Source organism: Nocardioides rubriscoriae (genome assembly GCF_008087085.1).
GTDB lineage: Bacteria > Actinomycetota > Actinomycetes > Propionibacteriales > Nocardioidaceae > Nocardioides > Nocardioides rubriscoriae.
Window position 1 is genome coordinate 1 of the sequence record NZ_VIYJ01000016.1, and the last position, 19,706, is coordinate 19,706.

Sequence of the window (19,706 nt, forward strand, 5' to 3'; positions counted from 1 at the left end):
GGGCGGAACGACCCCGTGTCGCACCACGTGTGCTGACCGCAGCTCGACTGCCTTGGCGGCGCTCCGCCCGCACCCACAACAAACGCGGGTCCCCACCCCTGCTTGTTCAGCAGGCTCCTAGGCCCGAGCCTCGAGACCCCATGAACCGCGCTTCCAGGGCATTGGTACGACATGGCAGGGTGCGGGCATGAGCTACGACCTCGCGGTCTGGGACGGGCCGAGACCCGAGTCGGACGCCGCCGCTGCGGAGACCTACGAGCTGGTCATGAGCCGGTTCGAGTCCGAGGACAATCCCGCCGAACCGACGCCGCGCATCCGCGCCTACGTCGAGGCCCTGCTGTCCCGCTGGCCCGACCTTGACGCTGACGCCGGTGAGGAGTCGCCCTGGGCGGACTGCCCTCTCATGAGTAACGCCGACGGGGATGCCGTCTACTTCTCGATGGTGTGGACCCGGGCCGAAGAGGACTCGGAGTTCGCCGCGGAGGTGGCGGCCCAGCACGGCCTGGTCTGCTTCGATCCGCAGGCTGAGTCGCTGCGGCCTCCGGTCGGCTCGGCTGCCGGCGGGTCGTCGCGACGATGGTTCAGGCGGCGCCGGTCCTAGGACCGGGTGTTCGCTCGTGGCTCGTCTCCCGGCCCTCGCTGAGCCGCGTGGCTGTGGAATCAACCAGGAGTCGTCCACAGTCCCGGGTGACCGTCGCGTTGTCCACAACCCCTGTGGTTGAGCGGGAAACTCGATCTGGACTGTCGGTGGTGGGTGCTGGAATGGACCCATGGCCGAGCGCACCGACACCACCACGACGCACCGATCGGGTCACCCGATCGAGGCGCTGCTGTGCTCGGTGCTCGACGACCTGAAGGGCCTGGCTGACGTCCCGACCTGGTCGATGGACGCCGAGACCACCACCCGGGTGGTCGCGTTGGCGGCGAGGGTCGCGGCCGGGGTCGCGGAGGTCGAGGCCCGCGCGATCAGCCAGGCTTCGGTCCTGGACCTGGCCGGTGCTGCGCAGTGTCGCGACACCGCGCGGTGGGTCCAACGCACCACCGGGGTCACCCGGCGCACCGCCCGGGGCAAGGTCCGGCTCGCCGAGGCGTGCGCGGATCTCGAGCCCACCCGGGCGGCGACCGCACGCGGTGAGATCCACGCCGAGCAGGCCCAGGCGATCGCCGACCAGGTCGGGTTGCTCGACGCCGAACGCGTCAGCCCCCATGACCAGGCCCGGGCGGAGGCGTTCCTGCTCAACGAAGCGACCGGCGGCTGTGACGCCGACGCCCTGGTCGGCCTGGGCCAGGCGATCTGGGAACGCCTGGACCCCACCGGCTACGAGGCCCGCGAGGCCAAGGCCCTGGAGGACCAGGAAGCCCGGGCCCGCGCCAAGACCAAGCTGTCGATGGCCAACGCCAGTGACGGCCTGACCCACGGCCGGTTCACCATCCCCACCGCCATCGCCGACGCGTTCCGCAAACAGCTCCACGCACTGGCCGCCCCGAAACACGTACGCGCAGCACAGGGGGCCGGCTCCTACGACTGGAAGACCCCGTCGGCTGAGCGGATGGGCCACGCGTTCATCGAATGGATCGGTGGCTACGACCCGTCACGTTTGCCGAAGGTTGGGGGCCTGTCAGCGACCGTCGTCGTCATCGGCGACTACGAGATCCTCCAGGGCAAGGTCAAGGCCGCGACCCTGGAGACCGGCACCAGGATCAGCCACACCGAGTTCCTCCGCATGGCCTGCGGTGCCGGGATCATCCCGGCCTGGATGAACGCCAACGGTGAGGTCCTCGCCCTGGGCCGCACCTGCCGGTTCCACACCCCGGCCCAACGGTTGGCCGCGATCATCGAGCAACGACATTGCCAACACCACTCAGGTTGCAACGTGCCTGGCTACCTGTGCCACGCCCACCACGTCATCCCCTGGGCCCAAGGCGGCGGCACCGACCTGCGCACCACCCAGCTGCTGTGCCCCTACCACCACGCCCGCGCCCACGACCCCAGCACCGACCCCATGCGCACCTGACGGTTCTGAATGAGTCGAGGGTGATCCGCCCGACTTTGCCGACGGTCGGGCGACTGCCTTCACGGTGGTCGAGGTGCGAGGGCCGCTGGGCCCGAGCCTCGAGGCCTGGTGAGTGACGCTGCCCACCGGTGTCGGACGGTGGAGGAATGTCGGGGTGTGGCGTCGAGGATCCTCCGCTGACGACGTGAGCCCAGGCTCGAGAGGTCAGCACCGAAGGTTCGTGCCACCAGGTGGCACGAACCTTCGGTCGTGTTCAGGTACTCGTCCGCCCGACGCCGTCGCCGTTCGGATCAGGATCAGGCGAGGATCGCGTGCACCAGGTTCACGCGAACCTCGCCTGATGCGTCGCAGGTCAAGCCGCCGGCACGTGCCGCCCAACGTTCCCTCGTGGCTCGCTCACCGCCGCGCCGCCAAGCTCTGCGACCTGGCACCCGAGCGGTGTGTGAGCCACCTTGGGCACCAGGCGCGGCATGGAAAGAGTGGCTCACTCACCGCCCGCACCTGCCGACAGCGGATCCGCCCGACTCTGCCGCCCAGCGTGCTCCGCCCGACCATCCGCGTGAGGTGGCTCGCGTCAAGCGTTGTCGTCGTTTCCCCGCATGGCGGTGGTGGACCCTGGTGGCTCGGCAGCGTGTGACCGGTTGTGGTGACGACGGCCGGGGGCGCCTCGCGCGACCGGTGTCAGGCGGCCCAGGCCCTCGCACCGAAGGGTCCGCCGCGCCCGGCCAGGCGCGTTCCTGTTGGGGTCACCACTCGAGACACTGTGAGCGTGCGATGCCGTGTGGGCTCGGCGCCGCGACTAGCGTCGCGACCCGGCAAGGCTGCCGATGACCTCGGTCAGGTCTGGGTCGACCACGATGCAGGTGACCTCCCTGTCCCCCAGGCGCCAGGTGTCGCTCGATGGATAGAGGAAGACGATCTCCAGTTGCGAGCGTTGATAGGACCGGCCGACGAAGGTCCGGAACTTCGAGACGCATTCCTTCAGGCGCTCCTGCACAGCCGCGTCTCCTGGGTAACTGTCCGACTCGATGTCGAACAGGTGGAAGACCTCGGCCTGGTGGGCACGACCACAAGGGACGACGTCAGCCGTGAGCGCCGCCTCACCCGCGATGCCGTCCTCGGGCAGAGCCTCGAGGCCACCGCCGTTGAAGCAATCGCCTGCGCGTAGGCGATCGAGCGTGACCGTACCGCCTTCGACGACTCGACCAGACGAGTCCCGCTCGCTGGCATCGAAACCGTTGAAGAACACGATGACGACGTAGACGGCGTTGGCTGCCAGCACCAAGCCCGTGATCGCCAGCGCCGCAATCGCCTTGCGTCTGCCGTAGTTGATGCGGTGGCGATGGCTGCGCACCAACACCGCGATGGCGAGGCCAGCACCGACCAGGAACCCGAACGGGACGCACAACAAGAGCGAGAGCCCCAGCGCCCACCGTGCCATCGTCTGCGAGCCACGCGGAGCATGCCCGCGCCCCAGCTGCTCGTCGGGGTAGTAGGCGGTGTGGGCCGCTGGCTGACCCATGGCCCGTGCCGGCCACTGCTCGACCGCCGAGGCACCGGTGCGCTGGGGCAGCTCGTGTGCCGGCTCGGGCACGACGGGCGGTCCTGGGGGGACGAGACGTTCGAGCGGATCGGGCTCCTGGTTCACGACCATCCAGACGACGTGCGGCGGGCCTGACGCCCTTGGCAGGAGGAGTGTAAACGGCCGGACCCGCCCGACCATGAAGCCGTGACGCCGTGACGCCGTGACGCCGTGACGCCGTGACGTCCCAGTTCACGTGCCTTTCGCGACCCCCCCGCCAGTCGGTGAGACCGCCGATGAGGAGGCTCCGGACCAGCGGGACCTCAGTCGACGTGCACGGTGGTCACGAGCCGCTCGAAAGCCGGGTCGAGGACCTCGCAGGGCGAGACGGCGTCCTTGGTGCCCCCCAGCGCCCCGACCCGGCCGTCAGGACCCGGCTCTGGTCCGGACCACGTCCTCACCCTGGACGCCGGCCAGCAGCGCCAGCCGGAACCGGCTCTCGTCGTCGGAGCCGGGTACGGCGGTCATCACCACGATCTTGAGGTCGGCCTCGCCGTCGGTGAGGGTGTCGCAGTCGACCGTCACGGGTCCGACGGCGGGGTGGTGGACCACCTTGCGGTCCTCGCGGTGGGCGCTGACGGTGCCGTCGGCCCACAGCTCGGCGAAGCGGGCGTTGCCGTCGAGCAGGCGGGTGACCAGGGCGGCCAGTCGGGGGTCGTGGGGGAAGCGGCCGGTCGCGCGGCGCAGGTCGGAGGCGACCGCGGCCTCGGTGTGGGCCTGGTCGTGCACGACGACGGGCCACTGGGCCACGGTGGCGGGGTCGCCGGCGACAGGAAAGACGCAGCGCGCGAAGTTGCGCACGGCGACCGGCACGGTGGCGGGGTCGCCGAGGAGGGCGGCCCAGCCGCTGTTCCACCAGACCAGCTGCCAGTCGGCGGCGAACACGGCGACCGCTGCGTCGTCCAGGCGTGACAGCACCCGGTGGACGCTCGGGGTCAGGTGCTCGGAGACCAGGCCGCTGCTGGGGGGCGCGAGCGAGGCCAGGCGGAACAGGTGGTCGCGCTCGTCGGTGCTCAGCTGCAGGGCCCGCGCGAGCGCGGCGACGACCTGGGCCGACGGGGTGGTGGCCCGACCCTGCTCGAGGCGCACGACGTAGTCGACCGAGACGCCCGCCAGCTCGGCCAGCTCCTCGCGGCGCAGCCCCGTCGTACGCCGCCCGCGCCGCGCCGGTAGCCCCGCGGCGGCGGGCGGCAACCGGTCGCGCCACGCGCGGATGGTGGAGCCCAGGTCGGTCGCGGTCGTCACCGCTCGATCATGCCCCGCGACCGCAGGTCGTGGCAGCGCCGTGGGTGGTACGGCGGCTCCTACCGTCGCGACGTCCCTGGTGGCCGGCCCGTGGTCCCCGCAGGATCGAGCCATGACCACCACCTTCATCACCGGGGCCAACAAGGGCCTCGGCCTCGAGACCGCCCGCCGCCTCGTCGAGCTCGGCCACACCGTCGTCCTGGGCGCCCGCGACCCTGCACGCGGCGCCGCCGCGGCCGAGCGTCTCGGCGTCCGCTTCGTGCAGATCGACGTCACCGACGACGACTCCGTGCGCGCCGCGGCCGCCGACGTCGCGGCCCACGAGGGCCACGTCGACGTGCTCGTCAACAACGCCGGCATCCTCGGCACCCACGTCGACCCGGCCTCGCTGAGCGGGGCCGACGTCCTCGAGGTGCTCGACGTCAACGTGGCCGGCGTCGTCCGCACCACCACCGCGTTCCTCCCGCTCCTGCGGCGCTCCGCCGACCCCGTCATCGTCAACGTCAGCAGCGGCATGGGGTCCCTCGAGCACACGCACGACCCGTCGCGGCCCGAGTCGCAGGTCGTCGCGCCGGCCTACACGGCCTCGAAGGCCGCGCTCACCATGCTCACCACGCAGTACGCCAAGGCACTGCCCGACATCCGGGTCAACGCCGCCGACCCCGGCTACACCGCGACCGACCTCAACGCCCACTCCGGCCCGCAGACGGTCACCGAGGGGACCGACGCCGTCGTCGCCCTCGCCACCGAGGGGCCGGGCCGGGGCTCCGGACGTTTCGTCGACCGGCACGGTGAGACGTCGTGGGCTCAGACCACCGTGTCGTCGACGATCACGTAGCCGTCGTCGGTCGGCTCCAGGTAGAGCCGTCGGGTCTCGTCGTCGGTCCCGCCGTCGCTGGTCGTGTAGGTCAGGCTGACGTCGACGGTGGTGTCGTCGACCGCGGTGACGTCGCGGACGTCGACGGCCTCGATGGTGCGCCAGAACCCGTCGTACTGCGCGTAGCTGGAGCCGTACGACGGCGACAGCAGCGCGTAGGCCGCCTCGGTGTCGCCGGGCAGCAGGCCGTAGTACTCCTCGCCGAACGCCTCGACGTCACCGGTCGGCGCCGGGGAGTCGGCCTCGCTCTCGCCCTCGGTCTCGGCCGGGGGTGAGGGCGCCACCGGGACGGATGCCGACGGGGCCGGCTCGGACGAAGTCTCCGGGGCTTGCGCCGCGGCCGGGGTCCGGGTCTTGCGCGGGGTGTCGGTGCGACCCGCGGCCGGCACCCGGTCACGGGTGTCGTCACCGCCCTGCAGCAGCAGCGCCCCCGCGCCCACGAGCAGCGCGAGCAGCAGGACCGCAGCCACGGGGAGCAGCCAGCCACGGCGACGGTCGTCGCCGGTCGCGGGGGTCACGGAAGTCGCGGGGGTCTTTGGAGTGATGGCTGTCGTGCGGGCCGCGGGGGGCGGGGCCACCACCTCGACCGCCGCCTGGTCCTGGATGCGCCGCAGCACGTGGGCGGCGTCGGCCATCGACCACCGGGCGACCGGGTCGCGGTCCATCATCCGGTTGATGGCCTCGGTCAGGACGCCGGCCCGGCGGGGGAGCGGGGCCGAGCGGGTGGCGATGGTCGTGAGCAGCGCGAGGGCGTTGCCCTGCTCGGGGTACGGCGGGTGCCCCTCGACGGCGGCGTACAGCGTGGCGCCGAGGGCCCACACGTCGGCGGCCAGGCCCGGCTCCTCGCCCCGGGCGATCTCGGGCGCGAAGTAGGCGGGGGTGCCGGTCAGCAGCCCGGTCGACGTGAGCTGCGCGTCGCCGTGGGTGCGGGAGATGCCGAAGTCCATGATCTTCACGTGGTCGTCGGCGGTCACCAGGATGTTGCCGGGCTTGACGTCGCGGTGCACGGTGCCGCGGGAGTGGGCCGCCGCCAGTCCGTCGGCGGCCTGCGCGCCGAGGCGGGCCGCGCGCTCGGGGCTGAGCGGGCCCTCGTCGGCCAGCACCTCCGCGAGCGTGCGGGACTCGACGTACTCCATGACCAGCCAGTTGTGGTCACCGTCCTCGACGGCGTCGTAGACCGACACGACGTGCGGGTGGTTGAGCGCGGCCGACGAGCGGGCCTCTCGCAGCGCCCGGTCGACGTCGGACGTCGACTCGCCCGGCAGGTGCCCGACCTGCTTGACCGCCACCCGGCGGCCCAGCACCTCGTCGCGGCACAGGTAGACCGACCCCATGCCGCCGTGGCCGATGACCCGCTCGACCGTGTAGCGGCCGGCGATCGTCGTCGCGGTCATGACGCCCTCCTCTCGTGCAGCCTCCGGTGCGCGACGAGGACTACTTGATGACCGCGTCGATGGTCTTCTTCAGCGCGCCCGGCTGGGACGGCTTGGTCGGCGCTGTGGCCCGGGCGTCGATCATCTCCTGACCGATCTGCTGCAGCACGGTGCGGCTCAGGCCCTCGCGCACCTGCGGGAACCACTGCTTCTCCTCCTCGTCGATGTGGTGCCGCACGTTCTCGATGAGGACCGTGGTCTTCGCGGTGAAGCGCTCCGCGTCGGGCTTCATGCCGACCAGCTCCATCACCAGCACGTCGGCGACGTGGTGCTCCTCGTAGGACTCCAGGACGTCGTCCTCGAGGGCCGGGAGCAGCTCGCGGACCCGCGGGTACATCACCTCGTTCTCGAGGTAGGTGTGCACGGTGAGCAGCTCGACCATGCGGTCGACGAGCTGGCCCTTGCGCACGTGCGCGTCGGGTCCGAGCTTCTCGAAGTCCTGGAAGGTCTTGAGGATGGCCTTGTGGTCGTCCTTGAGCAGGACGATGGCGTCGGTGGACATGGGGGTCCCTCCGGTCGGGTCGAACGTTGACGGCGGACCCCCGACGCTAGGCGCGACCCCAGGCGGTTGATTCACCCGTAGAGACCAGTGCAGGACCAGTGCAGGACCAGTGCAGGAGGGCCGGTGCAGGAGGGCCGGCCTCAGCGGTCGATCATCTTCTCCATCGCCTCGGAGTAGCGGTGACCCACGACCTCGACCGCCGCGATCGCGGACTCGAGGTCAGCCAGGTCGGCGGGGGTCAGCTCGACGTCGGCAGCGCCGATGTTCTCCGCGACCCGCGACGTACGTCGGGTGCCCGGGATCGGCACGACCCAGGGCTGCTGCGCCAGCAGCCAGGCCAGGGCGACCTGGCCGGGCGTGGCGCCCTTGTCGGCGCCCAGGCGCGCGAGCAGGTCGACGACGGCCTGGTTGGCCGCCCGGGCCTCGGGCGCGAAGCGCGGCAGCGACGTCCGGATGTCGTTGCTGTCGAACGACGTGTCGCTGGTGATGGCGCCGGTCAGGAAGCCGCGCCCGAGGGGGCTGAACGCCACCAGGCCGATGCCGAGCCCGTCGAGCACCGGGATGATCTCGGCCTCCAGGTCGCGCCACCACAACGAGTACTCGCTCTGCAAGGCGGTCACCGGCTGCACGGCGTGGGCGCGGCGGATCGTGTCGACGCCGGCCTCGGACAGCCCGAAGTGACGCACCTTGCCGGCCGCGATCAGCTCCTGCACGGTCCCGGCGACCTCCTCGATCGGGACGGCGGGGTCGACGCGGTGCTGGTAGAGCAGGTCGATGTGGTCGAGGCCCAGGCGCCGCAGCGAGCCGTCGACGGCCGCGCGGACGTGGTCGGGGGTGCTGTCGAGCCCACCGGTCTGCCGGCCGTCGGCGTCGAAGGCGAAGCCGAACTTGGTGGCGATGACGACCTGGTCGCGGACCGGCGCGAGCGCCGCCCCGACCAGCTCCTCGTTGACGAAGGGGCCGTAGACCTCGGCGGTGTCGAAGAACGTGACGCCGAGCTCGACGGCGTCACGCAGCACCGTGGTCATCTCCGCGGTGTCGCTGGCCGGTCCGAAGCCGTGGCTCATGCCCATGCAGCCCAGGCCGATCGCCGAGACCTCGAGGCCCTGTCCGAGAGTGCGTGTGTCCATGTCCCGAACCTACGACGCCGCCGGACGCGACAGGAGCCGGCCGCACCACGAGGGTGCTGCCGGCTCCCATGGGGGTCGCCGCTGCCGGGTCGGTCAGGGGGCGGGCTGCTCGGTGGGCTGCTCGGCCTGGCAGGCGTCGAGGCGGGCCTGCGCGCGGGCGACGCGCTGCTGCTGGGCACGCTTGGTCTGCTTGGCCTCCGCACGCGCGTCCTTGGCCTTGGCCAGGGCGCGCTCGGCGCGCTTCTCCTCGCGCGGGGTGTCAGCAGCCTCGACGTCGTCCTTGGCCTTCTTGACCCGGGCCTGCTGCTTGGCGAAGACCGCGGTGACGCGGGCCAGGGCGTCCTCGGCCCGGTCGACCTGCGCCTGCTGGTCGGCGCACGGGGCGGCGGCCGGGTCGCCGGCGGCCTCGTCGGCGTACGACGCGGGGACGGCGCCCAGGGAGGCGAAGGTCATCGTCAGGCCGGCGACGACGCCGGCGACACGGGTAGCGGTGTGCATGAGTGCTCCTGATGGTCCGAAGATGTTGGTGGGGGGGGTTCGAGGCCTACCTCCCGCGCACCGTGACCTGCGTTACACGGGGTCCAGAAATTGCTTGCAGTGGTCTGGACAGGCCCGGCTCAGGTAGGGGTCAGGTCGGCCCGGCTCGCGGCGATCCGCTCGAGCCGACGCAGCCCGCGGTGCCGGGCGACCCGGACGGCGACCTGGGTCATGCCGAGCGCGACGGCCGCTCCCTGCGTGTCGAGGCCGAGGCCGTCGATGAGGCCGACCACGTCGCGCTCGCGTGGCGGCAGGCTCTCGAGCGTGTGGCGCACCCAGTCGTGGGTGTCGATCGCCAGGGTCGGGTCGGCGACGGTCTCGAGGTGGTCGCCGACCTCGCTGACCTCACCGGGCGCCGTACGCCGGCGGTCGGACCGCTCCTTGGCGCGGAAGCTGATCTTGCGGGCGATGCCGAACAGCCATCCGGCGAACTCCGACGACGTCCCGTCGAAGTCGGCGATCTTGCTGGCCGCCACGAGCCACGCGTCGGCGGCGACGTCGTCGGCGGTGAGGGCGGCGTCGCCGGTCGGGCGCAGCCGTAGCCACGCGACAAGACGCCCGGCGTGCTCTCGGTAGAGCTCTCGCCAGGCGTCCGGGTCGCCGTCCTTGGCCCGTGCGACGAGGTCGTCGTCGGGGGAGCCGGACGGCTCGAGGGGGGGCTCAGCCATGCACACCCTGGCCAGTGACCGGGGTGGGGTGGGGAGCTGTGGTCGCGGCTGGCGGGCCGGACTGGCTCGACGGACCGGGCTCCGGCTTGGGCGGCTTGGGCGGCTTGGGCGGCTTGTCGGGCTTGTCGGGGCGGTCCGGACGGTCCGGGCGGTCGGGCCGGTCCGGGCGCGGCGGGCGGTCGGGCCGCGGCGGTGCGGGTACGTCGGGTCGCGGCGGCTGGGTGGGCTGCGCGGGACGGGTCGGCTGGTCGGGCCGGTCCGGCTGGCCGGACCCGGGCCCACCGGGGCGGGGGGTGCGGGGGGTCTCGCCGGGGGCGGGCTGGCCGGTCGCGGGACCGGTGCCGGGGACGCCGGTCGGGCCCGACGGGTCGGTCGGGTCCGTCGGGCCGGTGGGGTCGGTGGTGTCGGTGCTGTCGGGCGTGCCCGGGTCGGCGGGAGCGGTCGGGGACTGCTCCAGCGTCGGGGCCGGCAGCCCCGGGACGGTGATCGCGCCGGTGGCCCAGGCGGCGCCCACGGACAGGAACAGGGCCCCCAGCGCGGTCGAGAGCAACGTGACCACCCGGTGCCGGGCGCGCCGCGTGGGGGTGCTGGCCCGGGCGAGCACCGCCAGGCGGTGCACCAGGTCGTCGGGGGGCTCGACCGGGGGCACGTCGAGCCGGAGGTCTCGCGGGCGGGGGTTCATCGGGGACACAGTCCGATCGTCGGGTGGGGCGTGGCGCGTTGCTGATCATCTCCTCCCGTGGCCCCGCCCGGGTGTTACAGCCGCGATCCCGGTCGAGAGGGCCCGACCGGGGGACCCCGAGGGCAGCGTCGGCTGTCACCCGAGGGCACCCACCATCGCCGCGATCGCCGCGCGCGCGCTGACGGCCGGGCGACCGAGCACCCGCTCCAGGGTCGGGTCGTCGGCCACGAGCTCACCGGCACGCGCGGCACGGAACATGCCGAGCGTGAAGTCGGCCGCTGCCGGCGGCATGCCTCCCGCGACCGCCGCGTGCTTCCAGGCGTCGTCGCCGACGACCTCGCGCTCGACCGGGCGTCCCAGGACCTCTGCGGCGATCTCGGCGACCGCGGCGAGGTCGAGCGGGCCCGGGGCTGTCAGCGGTGGGGTCAGCCCGTCGAGCCCTTCGAGCCCCGCGTCGCCGACGAGCGCGGCGGCCGCCACCTCGGCGAGGTCGTCGTGGTGGGTCCACGAGACCGGGCCGTCCTCGGGCAGCACCAGGCGCCCGGACGCAACGGCGTCGCCGAGGAAGTGGGCCAGGGTGCTGACGTAGAACCCGTTGCGCAGGGCGGTGAAGGGCAGGCCGTGCCCGACCAGGTGGGCCTCGACCGCCGCGTGGGTGTGCTGGGGGGCGAAGGCCGACGTCGGGGACGAGGCCTGGTGGCTGGTGTAGAGCACCCGCTCGGCCCCGGCGGCTCGCGCGGCCTCGATCGCGGCCACGTTGGCGGCGACGGCGCCCGGCCCACGGATCGAGGCTGACACGACGAGCACGCGCCGTGCCCCCTCGAAGGCGTGCGTCAGGGTGGCGGGATCGGTGAAGTCGCCGACACGCACCCGGACGCCTCTGTCCGCCAGGCCCCGGGCGGCCGCCTGGTCGCGCACGCTCACGGCGACCTCCTCGGCCGGTACTCGGGCCAGGACGCGCCCGACGACCCGTGATCCGAGCTGTCCGGTCGCACCGGTGATGACGAGCATGGCCGCCTCCTGTTTCCGTTGATATCGCCACCACGCTAACGCTGGAATATCAACGGAAGCAAGACGTCGATAACATTGATGGATGACCATCGACGCCGGCCCCGGCCCCGACGACACGCGCGAGCGGATCGTCGAGGCCGCCGCCCGACTCCTGCGGGAGCACGGAGCGCGGGCGCTCACCACGCGCGCCGTGGCCCGCGCCGCGGCCGTCCAGGCGCCCGCGATCTACCGTCTCTTCGGCGACAAGGACGGCCTGGTGGAGGCCGTCGCGGAGCACGTGATGGCGACCTACGTCGCCGCCAAGCGCGCGGCCGCGGCCTCCACCGAGGTCGACCCCGTCACCGACCTGCGCGAGGGCTGGCGCATGCACGTCGACTTCTGCCTGGCCAACCCCGAGCTCCACGCGCTGCTCGGCGGGCCTGCGCGCAGCGAGCCCTCACCCGCGACCCGGGCGGGCATCGAGGTGCTGCGCGCCCGGCTGCGCCGCCTCGCTTCGGCGGGTTTGCTCCGCGTCGACGAGGACCGTGCCCTGGGCCTGGTCCGTGCGGCCGGTGCGGGCACCGTCACCGCGCTCCTCGAGACCCCGGCGGCCAGGCGCGACCCGGGGCTCGCCGAGGCCGTGCTCGACGCCGTGACGGCCGCGATCCTGACGCCCGGGGCCGCGCCGGACGACGGGCGTGGCGGCGACGACCGGCTGACGACGGCGGTCGTCACCCTGGCGGCCCTGCTGCCGGAGCTGCCCGCGCTCACCGACGCCGAACGGACGCTGATGGGGGAGTGGCTGGCACGTTCCCTGCGGTCGCTGCGTTCGCTGGGCGACACCTGAGGCCGCGCGACCCTTCTCACCCGCAGGTGCGGTTTCGGGCGGTGGTGGGGCGGGGATCAACTACCCGTGCGCGCAGTGGCGCACGCGACGAAAGGTGCACCCATGAGGCTCCAGCTCATCCTGTCCAGCGCGACCACCGCCGACCAGGTGATCAGCTCGTTGACCGCGCTGGGTCACGCCGCGGCTCCGCACCCCGACGTCCCGGGTGGGGTCGTCGTCGAGGGTCTCGACCCGTTCGACGCCTCGACGGTGCACCGCATCGCGGCGATGATCGACCACCCTGCCGCCCGTACGGCTGTTCCGGCCTGACGCGCCCCGGAGCCGCGTGCTCGCGCCGGCTGGCCGTCACTCGAGCGTGACGGCCAGGACCGCGATGTCGTCGTCGCGGTCGCTGCCGCCCATGACGGCCAGGACGTGGTCGCACAGCCCGTCGACGTCGGCAGGTGCCTCGCCCACGGCGACGAGCAGCCGGGCCAGGCCCTCGTCCATCGCCTCGCGGCGCCGCTCGACCAGCCCGTCGGTGTAGGCCAGCACCGTGGACCCGCGCGGCAGGAGCACCTCGTGCTGGGTCCGGGTGCTCTCGGCGAGCCCGAGCAGCACGTCGTTGTGGGTGATGGACAGCGTCTCGGCGCTGCCGTCGGGGCGGCGTACGAGAAGCGGCGGGTGCCCGGCGCTGGTCCAGGTCAGGCGCCACCCGTCGCCGTGACGGGTGGCGTGGGCGAAGGCGGCGGTGGCGATGGTGGGCATGCCCAGCCCCAGCATCAGGTGGTCGACCTGCTCGAGGACGGCGGCCGGTCGGGCGTAGTTGTCGTAGGCCGCGGCGCGCAGCAGTCCCTTGAGGTGGCCCATGGCCGCCGCGGAGAGGATGTCGTGGCCGGTGACGTCGCCGATGGCGATGCCGATGCCGGCGTCGCGCAGGTCGAGCAGCTCGTAGAAGTCGCCGCCGATCTCGGCTCCGGACTGGTTGGCGACGTAGCGGGCCGCCGCCGTGACCGACTCGATGCGGGGCAGCTCGGGCAGGAGGCTGTGCTGGAGCACCTCGGCGATGCGGGCCTGGGCCCGGTAGAGCGCGACGTTCTCGAGGATCAGCCCGGCGCGGCGGCCCAGGTCGACGGCCATGGTGACGTCCTCGTCGTCGAACGCCGCGCGGTCGCCGGTGCGCACCAGCACCAGGACGTCCCGCACCGCGGAGCGACCGGTGAGGGCGACGAGCATGGCCTCGCGCCCCTCGAGGCTCCGGGTGAGCTCGGTCAGCGACAGGTCCTGGAGGTAGCCAGCCCGCTCGCGCAGGCTCGAGGGCTGGTCGAGGTCGCCGATGATCCGGACCTCCTTGCCGTCGAGGAGCAGCTCGGCCAGGTTGCCGTCACGCAGGGCGTCGGGCAGCACCTCGACGTAGGCGTCGACCTCGGGCTGCCGGTGCGGGTGGCGGTGCCGTCCGGCCATCCGCGAGGGCCCCTGGTCGCCGAGCGGGGCGTCGACCTGCAGCAGCAGGGCCCAGTCGGCGAGGTAGGGGACGACCAACGAGAGCAGCCGCTCGGCGCACTCGGTGGCGTCGAGGGTGCCGCTGAGGCGGTTGACCGCCTCGACGAGGAACGACAGCCGGCCGCGGGCGGCCTCGGCGTCGGCGCGGGCCTCGCGCTCGGACTCCAGGGCGTGGCTGGTGCGCAGCTCGGACTCGACGCGCAGCGTCACGTCGGTCTGGATGCCGACGTAGTGGGCGATGCGGCCCTCGAGGTCACGCACCGGGCTGAGGTCGACCTGGTTCCAGAAGGGCGTGCCGTCCTTGCGGTAGTTGAGCAGCGTGACGCTGGTGGAGACCCCCTGGGCGATCGCCTCGCGCATGCGACGCGGCCCGAACTCGTCGGTGTCCTCGCCCTGCAGGAAGCGGCAGTTGCGGCCCACGGCCTCGTCGAACTCGTAGCCGGTCGAGGCGGTGAAGGCCGGGTTGATCCACACCAGGGGCTGCTCTGGGTCGAGCGCGTCGGCGACGGTGAACGACAGGGCCGTCGCGCTCAGGGCGCGGTCGCGCAGCTCGCGCCCGACCAGGACGTCGTCGTCGACAACGGGAAGGACCGCGGGCAGGTCGTCGGGTGTGGTCGTGCCGGCACGCAGCGACGCGGCCCGGGAGTCGTTGAGCGGCAGCAGGACCACCAGGGCGTGCTGCTCGAGCATCGGTGCGCCGGCCATGGGCATCGCCACCAGCCACAGCGGCACCCGCCGCGCCCCCATCGCGCTGCGCCGGGCGGCCGAGACGGCCTGACCGGCGACCGGCTCGCTGCGCGCGACCCGGGAGAGAGGGTGGTCGGTCTCGGAGAGCTGGGCGCCGTCGGGGTCGCGCAGCGCGGCCGCGTCGGACCACTTGTCGAGGTCGACGGGCAGGCCGATCCCGGGGGCCAGCTGCTGCGCGACGTCGTTGACGTGGACCACCTGGCGCGACGGCAGGTCGACGACCAGCACCGCTGCCGGTGCCTCGTCGAGCGCACCTACCTCGAGTCCGTCGTCCAGCATCTACCTGCGATCCCACCCTGTCCTGAGCCCGTGCCACGAAATGTTCGGGACCGAGTCTGCCGTACGGCGCAGGCGCTGGGCACATCCGTCGCGGATCCCGGGGGGTGATTGTGGGGCACCGGAGGGGTGAATCTCGGCTCGGGGACGGCCTGTCTCAGCCCGACAGCGGCCGTGGGGGGTCGGCCGCGAACCCGTGGTGCACGCCCCACAGCACGGCCTGGGGACGCCGCGTCACCCCGATCTTGCGGTAGGCGGTGCGGATGTAGGTCTTGACCGAGTTGATGCTGAGGTAGAGGGTGCGCGCGATCTCCTCGTTGCTCAGGCCCTGGGTGATCAGCTCGAGCATCTCGACCTCGCGAGCGGTGAGGCCGTCGGGTCGCGGCGCGTTGCGGCCGGTCGCGGGACCCCCCTCGACGGTCACGGTGTAGTCGATGCGGTCGCCGGCGTGGATCGCGCGGATCGAGGCCAGCAGCCGGGCGACCGGCAGGTCCTTGGACAGCAACCCGGCGGCTCCCTGGGCGCGCGAGCGCACGGCGACGTCCTCGCTCACGGTCCACGAGAAGGCGATCAGCGTCGGACCGGGGTGGCCCGCGACCGGGCCGATGCCGTCGGGGACGCCGCGGTGGGGGTCGTAGAGCACGACGTCGGGCGGGGGCGAGCCGTGGCGGGAGCTGTCGATGGCGACGGGGGTGAGGTCGGAGCCCGCGGCCCGCAGGATGGCCTCGACGCCCGCCACGACCACGGGCGCGTCCTCGGCCACCGCGACGCGCAGCGGACGACGCTGGCCCATCGAGTCAGGACGCACGATGGGCGATCCCGGCACGCTCGAGCTCGACCTGCGACACCGACCCCCGGCGCGCGAGCAGGGTGACGGGTGCTCGCGCCGACCCGGGGTCGGGCGCGCCGTCGGGGCGCACGAGGTCGCCCAGCAGCGTGAGCCCACCGGCCGAGAGGGCGGTGACCTCGGACAGGTCGACGTCGAGGGCCTGGGTGCGGCCCTGGGAGGCCAGCAGGAGGGCGTAGGTGAGCTGGTCGACCTCGTCGTGGCCGAGCGCGCCCGACAGGCGTACGACGCCGAGCGCGGGACGCTCGACGACCAGGGGTTCGTCGGCCGGCCGGGCCGGGTCGGCGGGGACGCGGTCGACCAGGACGGGGCGGGTCAGCCGGTGGCGCAGACGGGCCCGGGTGCCCTGGTCGTCGTGGGTGACCAGGAGGTCGTCGACCAGACCGGCCGCCATCGCGAGACCCCGCCCGCGAGAGACGTCGGACACGACCGCGGCGCTCCAGCGCCCGGTGTCGGTGACCTCGACGGTGATCTCGCCGTCGGTCGACTGGGAGGCGTGCAGGCCGACCGTGCCGGGGGTGCCGCCTGCGTAGGCGTGCTCGGCGGCGTTGGCCACCAGCTCGGCGCTCGCGTGGATCAGGGAGAGGACGTCGGTGGGGGTCGCGCCGAGGGCCTCGAGCCAGTCGCCGAGCGCGCCGCGGGCCGCGCGGCTGGTGGAGTCGTCGACCACGAGGTCGAGGTCGAGGGCGTCGTGCACCGTCGAGCTGACCTCGGCGGCGACCACGGCGACCGCGCCACGGGCCTGGTGCTCGCCGAGCGCGGCCGCGTAGGCGGTGCAGGTCGCCGAGACGTCGCCGGGCACCCGGGTGCGGTCGAGCAGCGCGAGGTCGCCCTCACCCGCCTGGGCCGTGTCGACGGCCTCCACCTGGGAGCTCAGCAGCAGGACGTCGCCGTCGTGGAGCCGGTGTCGGACCGCGACGGGCTCGGCGCCGGACCCCAGCCGGTCGAGGGCCGTCGGGTCGAGGGCCCGGGCCGGGGCGCCGGCCGGGGCGACGAGCGGGCCCGGGTGGCCGGCGGTGGCGTAGGTCAGCTCGTGCGTCGCCGGGTCGACCACCGCGACGACCGCGGTGGTGCCGGCCACGCCGGGGCTGTGCTCGGCGTACAAGGTGGCGAGCCGCAGCGCCTCGACGACGTCCTCGTGGCACAGCAGGCCCGCGCGCAGCACCGCGCTGACCGACCCGGCGGCGGCGACGACCGCGAGGCCGCTGCCGGGCACCTGGCCCAGGCTCAGCGCGACGCGCCCCGACCGCAGCCGGACGACGTCGAACCAGGCGCCCGTCGCCTCGCCCGGCTCAGCCGGGACCGAGAAGTGCGCGGCGAGGTCGAGACCCGGCAGGACGGGCACGCTCACGGGCAGGACGACGTCGTGCAGCGCAGCGGTGAACTCGTCGAGGTCGTCGTCGGTCACTGAATCTCTTGACTGTCTAGGGGGCCCGTGGGGGAGGTCGATGCCGTCTCACGATGCCAGAGCCCCGGGGGCCCAGGCTCACCCGCGAGTCGATAGCCGGGACCTACTAGGGTGGTGCGCGTGCACCCCGGGTCCTTCTCCACCGACTACGACGACGCCGCTCACGTCCTGACCGTCACCGGCGAGGTCGACGAGACCGCTGCGGCCGAGCTCCGCGACGAGCTCGACAGCCGCACCGAGGCGTTCTCGCGCTCCCTGGTCCTCGACCTCACCGCGGTGACCTACCTGCCCAGCGCCGCGGTCGGCGTCCTGGCCCGGGCCCACCAGCAGGCCACCGCCGCCGGCCAGTCCCTCGAACTGCGCGCCGACGAGGGCAGCATCGCCCAGCGGGTGCTCCTCGTCTGCGGCCTCCCGCACCGCACCGCCTGACCCGTGCCGTGAGCGCGACGGTCCGGCTCCGCGCGTTCGTCCCGGCCGACGAGCCGGCGGTGGCGGCCCTGTTCGCCGAGCCCGACGTCGCGCAGTGGAACCCCGGGCCCGCCGACCTCGACCCGGCCCGGTGGTGCGCTGACAACAACCGGGGCGCCGAGGGCACCGACTTCCGCACCTGGGCGGTGGCCGACCCCGACGACGACCGGTTCCTGGGCACGGTGTCGGTGTTCGGGATGCACGACGGCCACGGCGAGGCCGAGATCGGCTACCGGGTCCGCGCCGCCGAGACCGGTCGTGGTGTCGCGACGGCCGCCGTCGCCGCCGCCTGCCGACGCGCGTTCACCGAGCTCGCACCGACGTCGATCCGGCTCCAGCACGCGGTTGTCAACGGCGCGTCGTGCCGGGTCGCCCTGCGCTCCGGGTTCGCGCTCGTCGCGACCCTGCCGGGCACCGAGCCCTACGGCGACGGGCAGCTCTATGACGAGCACCTGCACCGCCTGGTCGACCTCAGCCGGTTCACGTCCAGCGTGCGAACCGGGTGAGCGTCGCGCCCCCGCGGTGACCGATCATGGGCGTGCTCCCGACCCGGCGACCGCCTGGTCCGCGACCTTGGAGGTCACCATGGGCCGCGTGTCCCGCTGTGTCGCCGCGCTGACGGCCACCGCCACCGCCGCCGTGCTGCTCGCCGTCCCGGCCCCGACGTCGGCGGCTGTCGTCTCGGATCGGGCCGCCGCTGCGGCCACCGCTCGGGCCGCGAGGGCCGACGCATTCCACACCTACTCCGGCACGCGGGCCGAGCTGGCGAAGATGCGGCGCGGCACGGTCATCAGGACCCGCAGCCTCACCTACTCGCTGCAGGGGGTGCCGGTCCCGATCCGGGTCGTGCAGCTGCTCCACCGCACCACCGACCAGCTCGGGCGACCCACCACCAACGTCACCTCGGTGCTCCGGCCGCCGGTCGCGCTGCACCCCGACCGCGTCGTGGCCTACGGCTCCTTCTACGACTCGCTCAACCCCCTCGACGGCCCGTAGTACGCCGTCAGCGGCGGGCGCAGCCCGGGCGCGAGCGCCGTGCACGCCGAGCTCGGGCTGGTCGCGCCGTTCCTGCTCGAGGGCTACAGCGTCGTCGTCGCCGACACCCAGGGCCGCACCGCCGACTTCGCCGCCGGGCCGGAGTACGGCCGCACCACCCTCGACTCGCTGCGCGCGGCGCTCCGCTCGCCCGCCGCCGGCATCGCGCCCCGGCCCGACATCGCGCTGCTGGGCTACTCCGGCGGCGCGATCGCCACCGGCTGGGCGGCGGCCCTCGCGCCGTCGTACGCGCCGGGGATCAACAGGCTCGTCGTGGGTGCGGCCGAGGGCGGGGTGCTCGTCGCGCCCGACAACAACCTGGGCTACGTCTCGGGCTCGCAGGTCTGGGCCGGGGTGCTCGCGATGGCCCTCATCGGTGCCGGGCGCGCCTTCGAGCTCGACCTCGACCCCTACCTCAACGCCTACGGCAAGCGCCTCTTCGCCCGGCTCGACCAGGCGTCGATCACGACCGTGCTCGGGGCCTACCCCGGCCTGACCTGGCAGAAGATCGCCAAGCCCCGCTACCGGGACCCCGAGAGCGTCGGCGTCTACGCCGAGGCCGTCAACAAGCTCAACCTCGGCCAGCGGCCCAGCCCGACGGTCCCGATGTTCATCGGCCAGGGCACCGGCGGCGAGGTCGAGGGCACCCCCGGCACCAAGCCCGGGATCGGTGCGGGCGACGGCGTCATGATCGCCGGCGACGTGCGGAGCCTGGCGCGCCGGTACTGCCGGGCCGGCACCCGCGTGCGCTACCAGCAGTACCCGCTGAGCCACTTCACCACCGTCTCGCTGTGGCTGCCCGACGCGATCGCGTGGGTCGAGCAGCGCTTCGCCGGGCCGGCCGCCCCGAGCAGCTGCGGGAGCATCGCCCAGGGCAACTCCCTGGCCCCGGTGCCGATGCCTCGATGAACCGCTGACTCGCGCCTGGGGAACAG

At 73.5% G+C, this 19,706-nt stretch carries 21 protein-coding genes; 9 read left to right on the top strand and 12 right to left on the bottom strand.

What is annotated here, in order from left to right:
- Positions 1-187 precede the first annotated feature (187 nt).
- Positions 188-601, top strand: a complete 414-nt coding sequence (locus FZC61_RS21795; RefSeq protein WP_148616375.1) for a hypothetical protein — start codon at positions 188-190, stop codon at positions 599-601.
- Positions 602-770: 169 nt separating this feature from the next.
- Positions 771-2,015, top strand: coding sequence for an HNH endonuclease signature motif containing protein (locus FZC61_RS21800; protein ID WP_148616376.1), 1,245 nt, complete (start codon positions 771-773; stop codon positions 2,013-2,015).
- A 799-nt stretch (positions 2,016-2,814) separates the two neighbouring features.
- On the opposite strand, the gene FZC61_RS21805 is transcribed toward FZC61_RS21800, so the two are convergent.
- Both FZC61_RS21805 and FZC61_RS21810 read right to left on the bottom strand, forming a co-directional pair.
- Positions 2,815-3,663 (bottom strand): septum formation family protein, encoded by an 849-nt coding sequence (locus FZC61_RS21805; protein ID WP_170286224.1) that lies wholly within the window; start codon positions 3,661-3,663, stop codon positions 2,815-2,817.
- A gap of 300 nt (positions 3,664-3,963) precedes the next feature.
- Positions 3,964-4,842 carry a helix-turn-helix domain-containing protein gene (locus FZC61_RS21810; RefSeq protein ID WP_211357393.1) on the bottom strand — a complete coding sequence of 293 codons (879 nt, stop codon included), beginning with the start codon at positions 4,840-4,842 and terminating at the stop codon, positions 3,964-3,966.
- A gap of 112 nt (positions 4,843-4,954) precedes the next feature.
- Here FZC61_RS21810 and FZC61_RS21815 point away from each other — a divergent pair, with 112 nt between their 5' ends.
- Entirely contained in the window at positions 4,955-5,680 is a 726-nt protein-coding gene (locus tag FZC61_RS21815; protein WP_148616379.1) for an SDR family NAD(P)-dependent oxidoreductase, read from the top strand.
- Here the strand turns inward: FZC61_RS21815 and FZC61_RS21820 are convergent.
- The 7 genes from FZC61_RS21820 to FZC61_RS21850 form a co-directional block, all read right to left on the bottom strand.
- Positions 5,650-7,113 carry a serine/threonine-protein kinase gene (locus tag FZC61_RS21820; protein ID WP_148616380.1) on the bottom strand — a complete coding sequence of 488 codons (1,464 nt, stop codon included), beginning with the start codon at positions 7,111-7,113 and terminating at the stop codon, positions 5,650-5,652. The two genes, FZC61_RS21815 and FZC61_RS21820, sit on opposite strands and share 31 nt — an antisense overlap.
- A 40-nt stretch (positions 7,114-7,153) precedes the next feature.
- Positions 7,154-7,654, bottom strand: coding sequence for a hemerythrin domain-containing protein (locus tag FZC61_RS21825; protein ID WP_148616381.1), 501 nt, complete (start codon positions 7,652-7,654; stop codon positions 7,154-7,156).
- 140 nt (positions 7,655-7,794) lie between these two features.
- Positions 7,795-8,784, bottom strand: coding sequence for an aldo/keto reductase (locus tag FZC61_RS21830; RefSeq protein WP_148616382.1), 990 nt, complete (start codon positions 8,782-8,784; stop codon positions 7,795-7,797).
- Positions 8,785-8,877: 93 nt separating this feature from the next.
- Entirely contained in the window at positions 8,878-9,282 is a 405-nt protein-coding gene (locus FZC61_RS21835; RefSeq protein WP_148616383.1) for a hypothetical protein, read from the bottom strand.
- 119 nt (positions 9,283-9,401) lie between these two features.
- Positions 9,402-9,989, bottom strand: a complete 588-nt coding sequence (locus tag FZC61_RS21840; RefSeq protein WP_148616384.1) for an RNA polymerase sigma factor — start codon at positions 9,987-9,989, stop codon at positions 9,402-9,404.
- Positions 9,982-10,671: a hypothetical protein gene (locus FZC61_RS21845; RefSeq protein WP_148616385.1), complete on the bottom strand. Its 690-nt coding sequence runs from the start codon at positions 10,669-10,671 to the stop codon at positions 9,982-9,984. Before FZC61_RS21845 ends, FZC61_RS21840 begins: the two co-directional genes overlap by 8 nt.
- Before the next feature lie 135 nt (positions 10,672-10,806).
- Complete coding sequence (locus tag FZC61_RS21850; RefSeq protein WP_148616386.1) at positions 10,807-11,682, bottom strand: NmrA family NAD(P)-binding protein; 876 nt, start codon at positions 11,680-11,682, stop codon at positions 10,807-10,809.
- 82 nt (positions 11,683-11,764) lie between these two features.
- Between FZC61_RS21850 and FZC61_RS21855 the strand changes: the two genes are divergently transcribed.
- Both FZC61_RS21855 and FZC61_RS21860 read left to right on the top strand, forming a co-directional pair.
- Positions 11,765-12,508 (top strand): TetR/AcrR family transcriptional regulator, encoded by a 744-nt coding sequence (locus tag FZC61_RS21855; RefSeq protein WP_148616387.1) that lies wholly within the window; start codon positions 11,765-11,767, stop codon positions 12,506-12,508.
- 102 nt (positions 12,509-12,610) lie between these two features.
- Entirely contained in the window at positions 12,611-12,817 is a 207-nt protein-coding gene (locus tag FZC61_RS21860) for a hypothetical protein (protein ID WP_148616388.1), read from the top strand.
- A gap of 36 nt (positions 12,818-12,853) precedes the next feature.
- On the opposite strand, the gene FZC61_RS21865 is transcribed toward FZC61_RS21860, so the two are convergent.
- The 3 genes from FZC61_RS21865 to FZC61_RS21875 all read right to left on the bottom strand — a co-directional run bounded on the left by FZC61_RS21865 (position 12,854) and on the right by FZC61_RS21875 (position 17,268).
- On the bottom strand, positions 12,854-15,016 hold the full coding sequence (locus FZC61_RS21865) for a SpoIIE family protein phosphatase (RefSeq protein ID WP_148616389.1): 2,163 nt from the start codon (positions 15,014-15,016) through the stop codon (positions 12,854-12,856).
- Positions 15,017-15,170: 154 nt separating this feature from the next.
- Complete coding sequence (locus FZC61_RS21870; protein ID WP_148616390.1) at positions 15,171-15,821, bottom strand: response regulator transcription factor; 651 nt, start codon at positions 15,819-15,821, stop codon at positions 15,171-15,173.
- Entirely contained in the window at positions 15,811-17,268 is a 1,458-nt protein-coding gene (locus FZC61_RS21875) for an ATP-binding SpoIIE family protein phosphatase (RefSeq protein WP_148616391.1), read from the bottom strand. Before FZC61_RS21875 ends, FZC61_RS21870 begins: the two co-directional genes overlap by 11 nt.
- Positions 17,269-17,388: 120 nt before the next feature.
- Between FZC61_RS21875 and FZC61_RS21880 the strand changes: the two genes are divergently transcribed.
- The 4 genes from FZC61_RS21880 to FZC61_RS21890 all read left to right on the top strand — a co-directional run bounded on the left by FZC61_RS21880 (position 17,389) and on the right by FZC61_RS21890 (position 19,680).
- The gene (locus FZC61_RS21880) at positions 17,389-17,697 is read left to right on the top strand and encodes an STAS domain-containing protein (protein ID WP_170286225.1); all 309 of its coding nucleotides are present in this window, start codon (positions 17,389-17,391) and stop codon (positions 17,695-17,697) included.
- A gap of 8 nt (positions 17,698-17,705) precedes the next feature.
- Entirely contained in the window at positions 17,706-18,242 is a 537-nt protein-coding gene (locus FZC61_RS21885; protein WP_170286226.1) for a GNAT family N-acetyltransferase, read from the top strand.
- Positions 18,243-18,330: 88 nt separating this feature from the next.
- Positions 18,331-18,732 (top strand): hypothetical protein, encoded by a 402-nt coding sequence (locus tag FZC61_RS23515; RefSeq protein ID WP_211357394.1) that lies wholly within the window; start codon positions 18,331-18,333, stop codon positions 18,730-18,732.
- Between the two features lie 39 nt (positions 18,733-18,771).
- On the top strand, positions 18,772-19,680 hold the full coding sequence (locus FZC61_RS21890; protein ID WP_211357395.1) for a lipase family protein: 909 nt from the start codon (positions 18,772-18,774) through the stop codon (positions 19,678-19,680).
- Positions 19,681-19,706: the final 26 nt, after the last annotated feature.

Excerpts from the sequence above, each read along its gene's own strand:
- FZC61_RS21820 (WP_148616380.1), bottom strand. The coding sequence starts at position 7,113 with ATGACCGCGACGACGATCGCCGGCCGCTACACGGTCGAGCGGGTCATC.
- FZC61_RS21835 (WP_148616383.1), bottom strand. The coding sequence starts at position 9,282 with ATGCACACCGCTACCCGTGTCGCCGGCGTCGTCGCCGGCCTGACGATG.
- FZC61_RS21840 (WP_148616384.1), bottom strand. The coding sequence starts at position 9,989 with ATGGCTGAGCCCCCCCTCGAGCCGTCCGGCTCCCCCGACGACGACCTC.
- FZC61_RS21845 (WP_148616385.1), bottom strand. The coding sequence starts at position 10,671 with ATGAACCCCCGCCCGCGAGACCTCCGGCTCGACGTGCCCCCGGTCGAG.
- FZC61_RS21850 (WP_148616386.1), bottom strand. The coding sequence starts at position 11,682 with ATGCTCGTCATCACCGGTGCGACCGGACAGCTCGGATCACGGGTCGTC.
- FZC61_RS21815 (WP_148616379.1), top strand. The coding sequence starts at position 4,955 with ATGACCACCACCTTCATCACCGGGGCCAACAAGGGCCTCGGCCTCGAG.
- FZC61_RS21800 (WP_148616376.1), top strand. The coding sequence starts at position 771 with ATGGCCGAGCGCACCGACACCACCACGACGCACCGATCGGGTCACCCG.
- FZC61_RS21830 (WP_148616382.1), bottom strand. The coding sequence starts at position 8,784 with ATGGACACACGCACTCTCGGACAGGGCCTCGAGGTCTCGGCGATCGGC.
- FZC61_RS21855 (WP_148616387.1), top strand. The coding sequence starts at position 11,765 with ATGACCATCGACGCCGGCCCCGGCCCCGACGACACGCGCGAGCGGATC.
- FZC61_RS21865 (WP_148616389.1), bottom strand. The coding sequence starts at position 15,016 with ATGCTGGACGACGGACTCGAGGTAGGTGCGCTCGACGAGGCACCGGCA.
- FZC61_RS21825 (WP_148616381.1), bottom strand. The coding sequence starts at position 7,654 with ATGTCCACCGACGCCATCGTCCTGCTCAAGGACGACCACAAGGCCATC.
- FZC61_RS21795 (WP_148616375.1), top strand. The coding sequence starts at position 188 with ATGAGCTACGACCTCGCGGTCTGGGACGGGCCGAGACCCGAGTCGGAC.
- FZC61_RS21860 (WP_148616388.1), top strand. The coding sequence starts at position 12,611 with ATGAGGCTCCAGCTCATCCTGTCCAGCGCGACCACCGCCGACCAGGTG.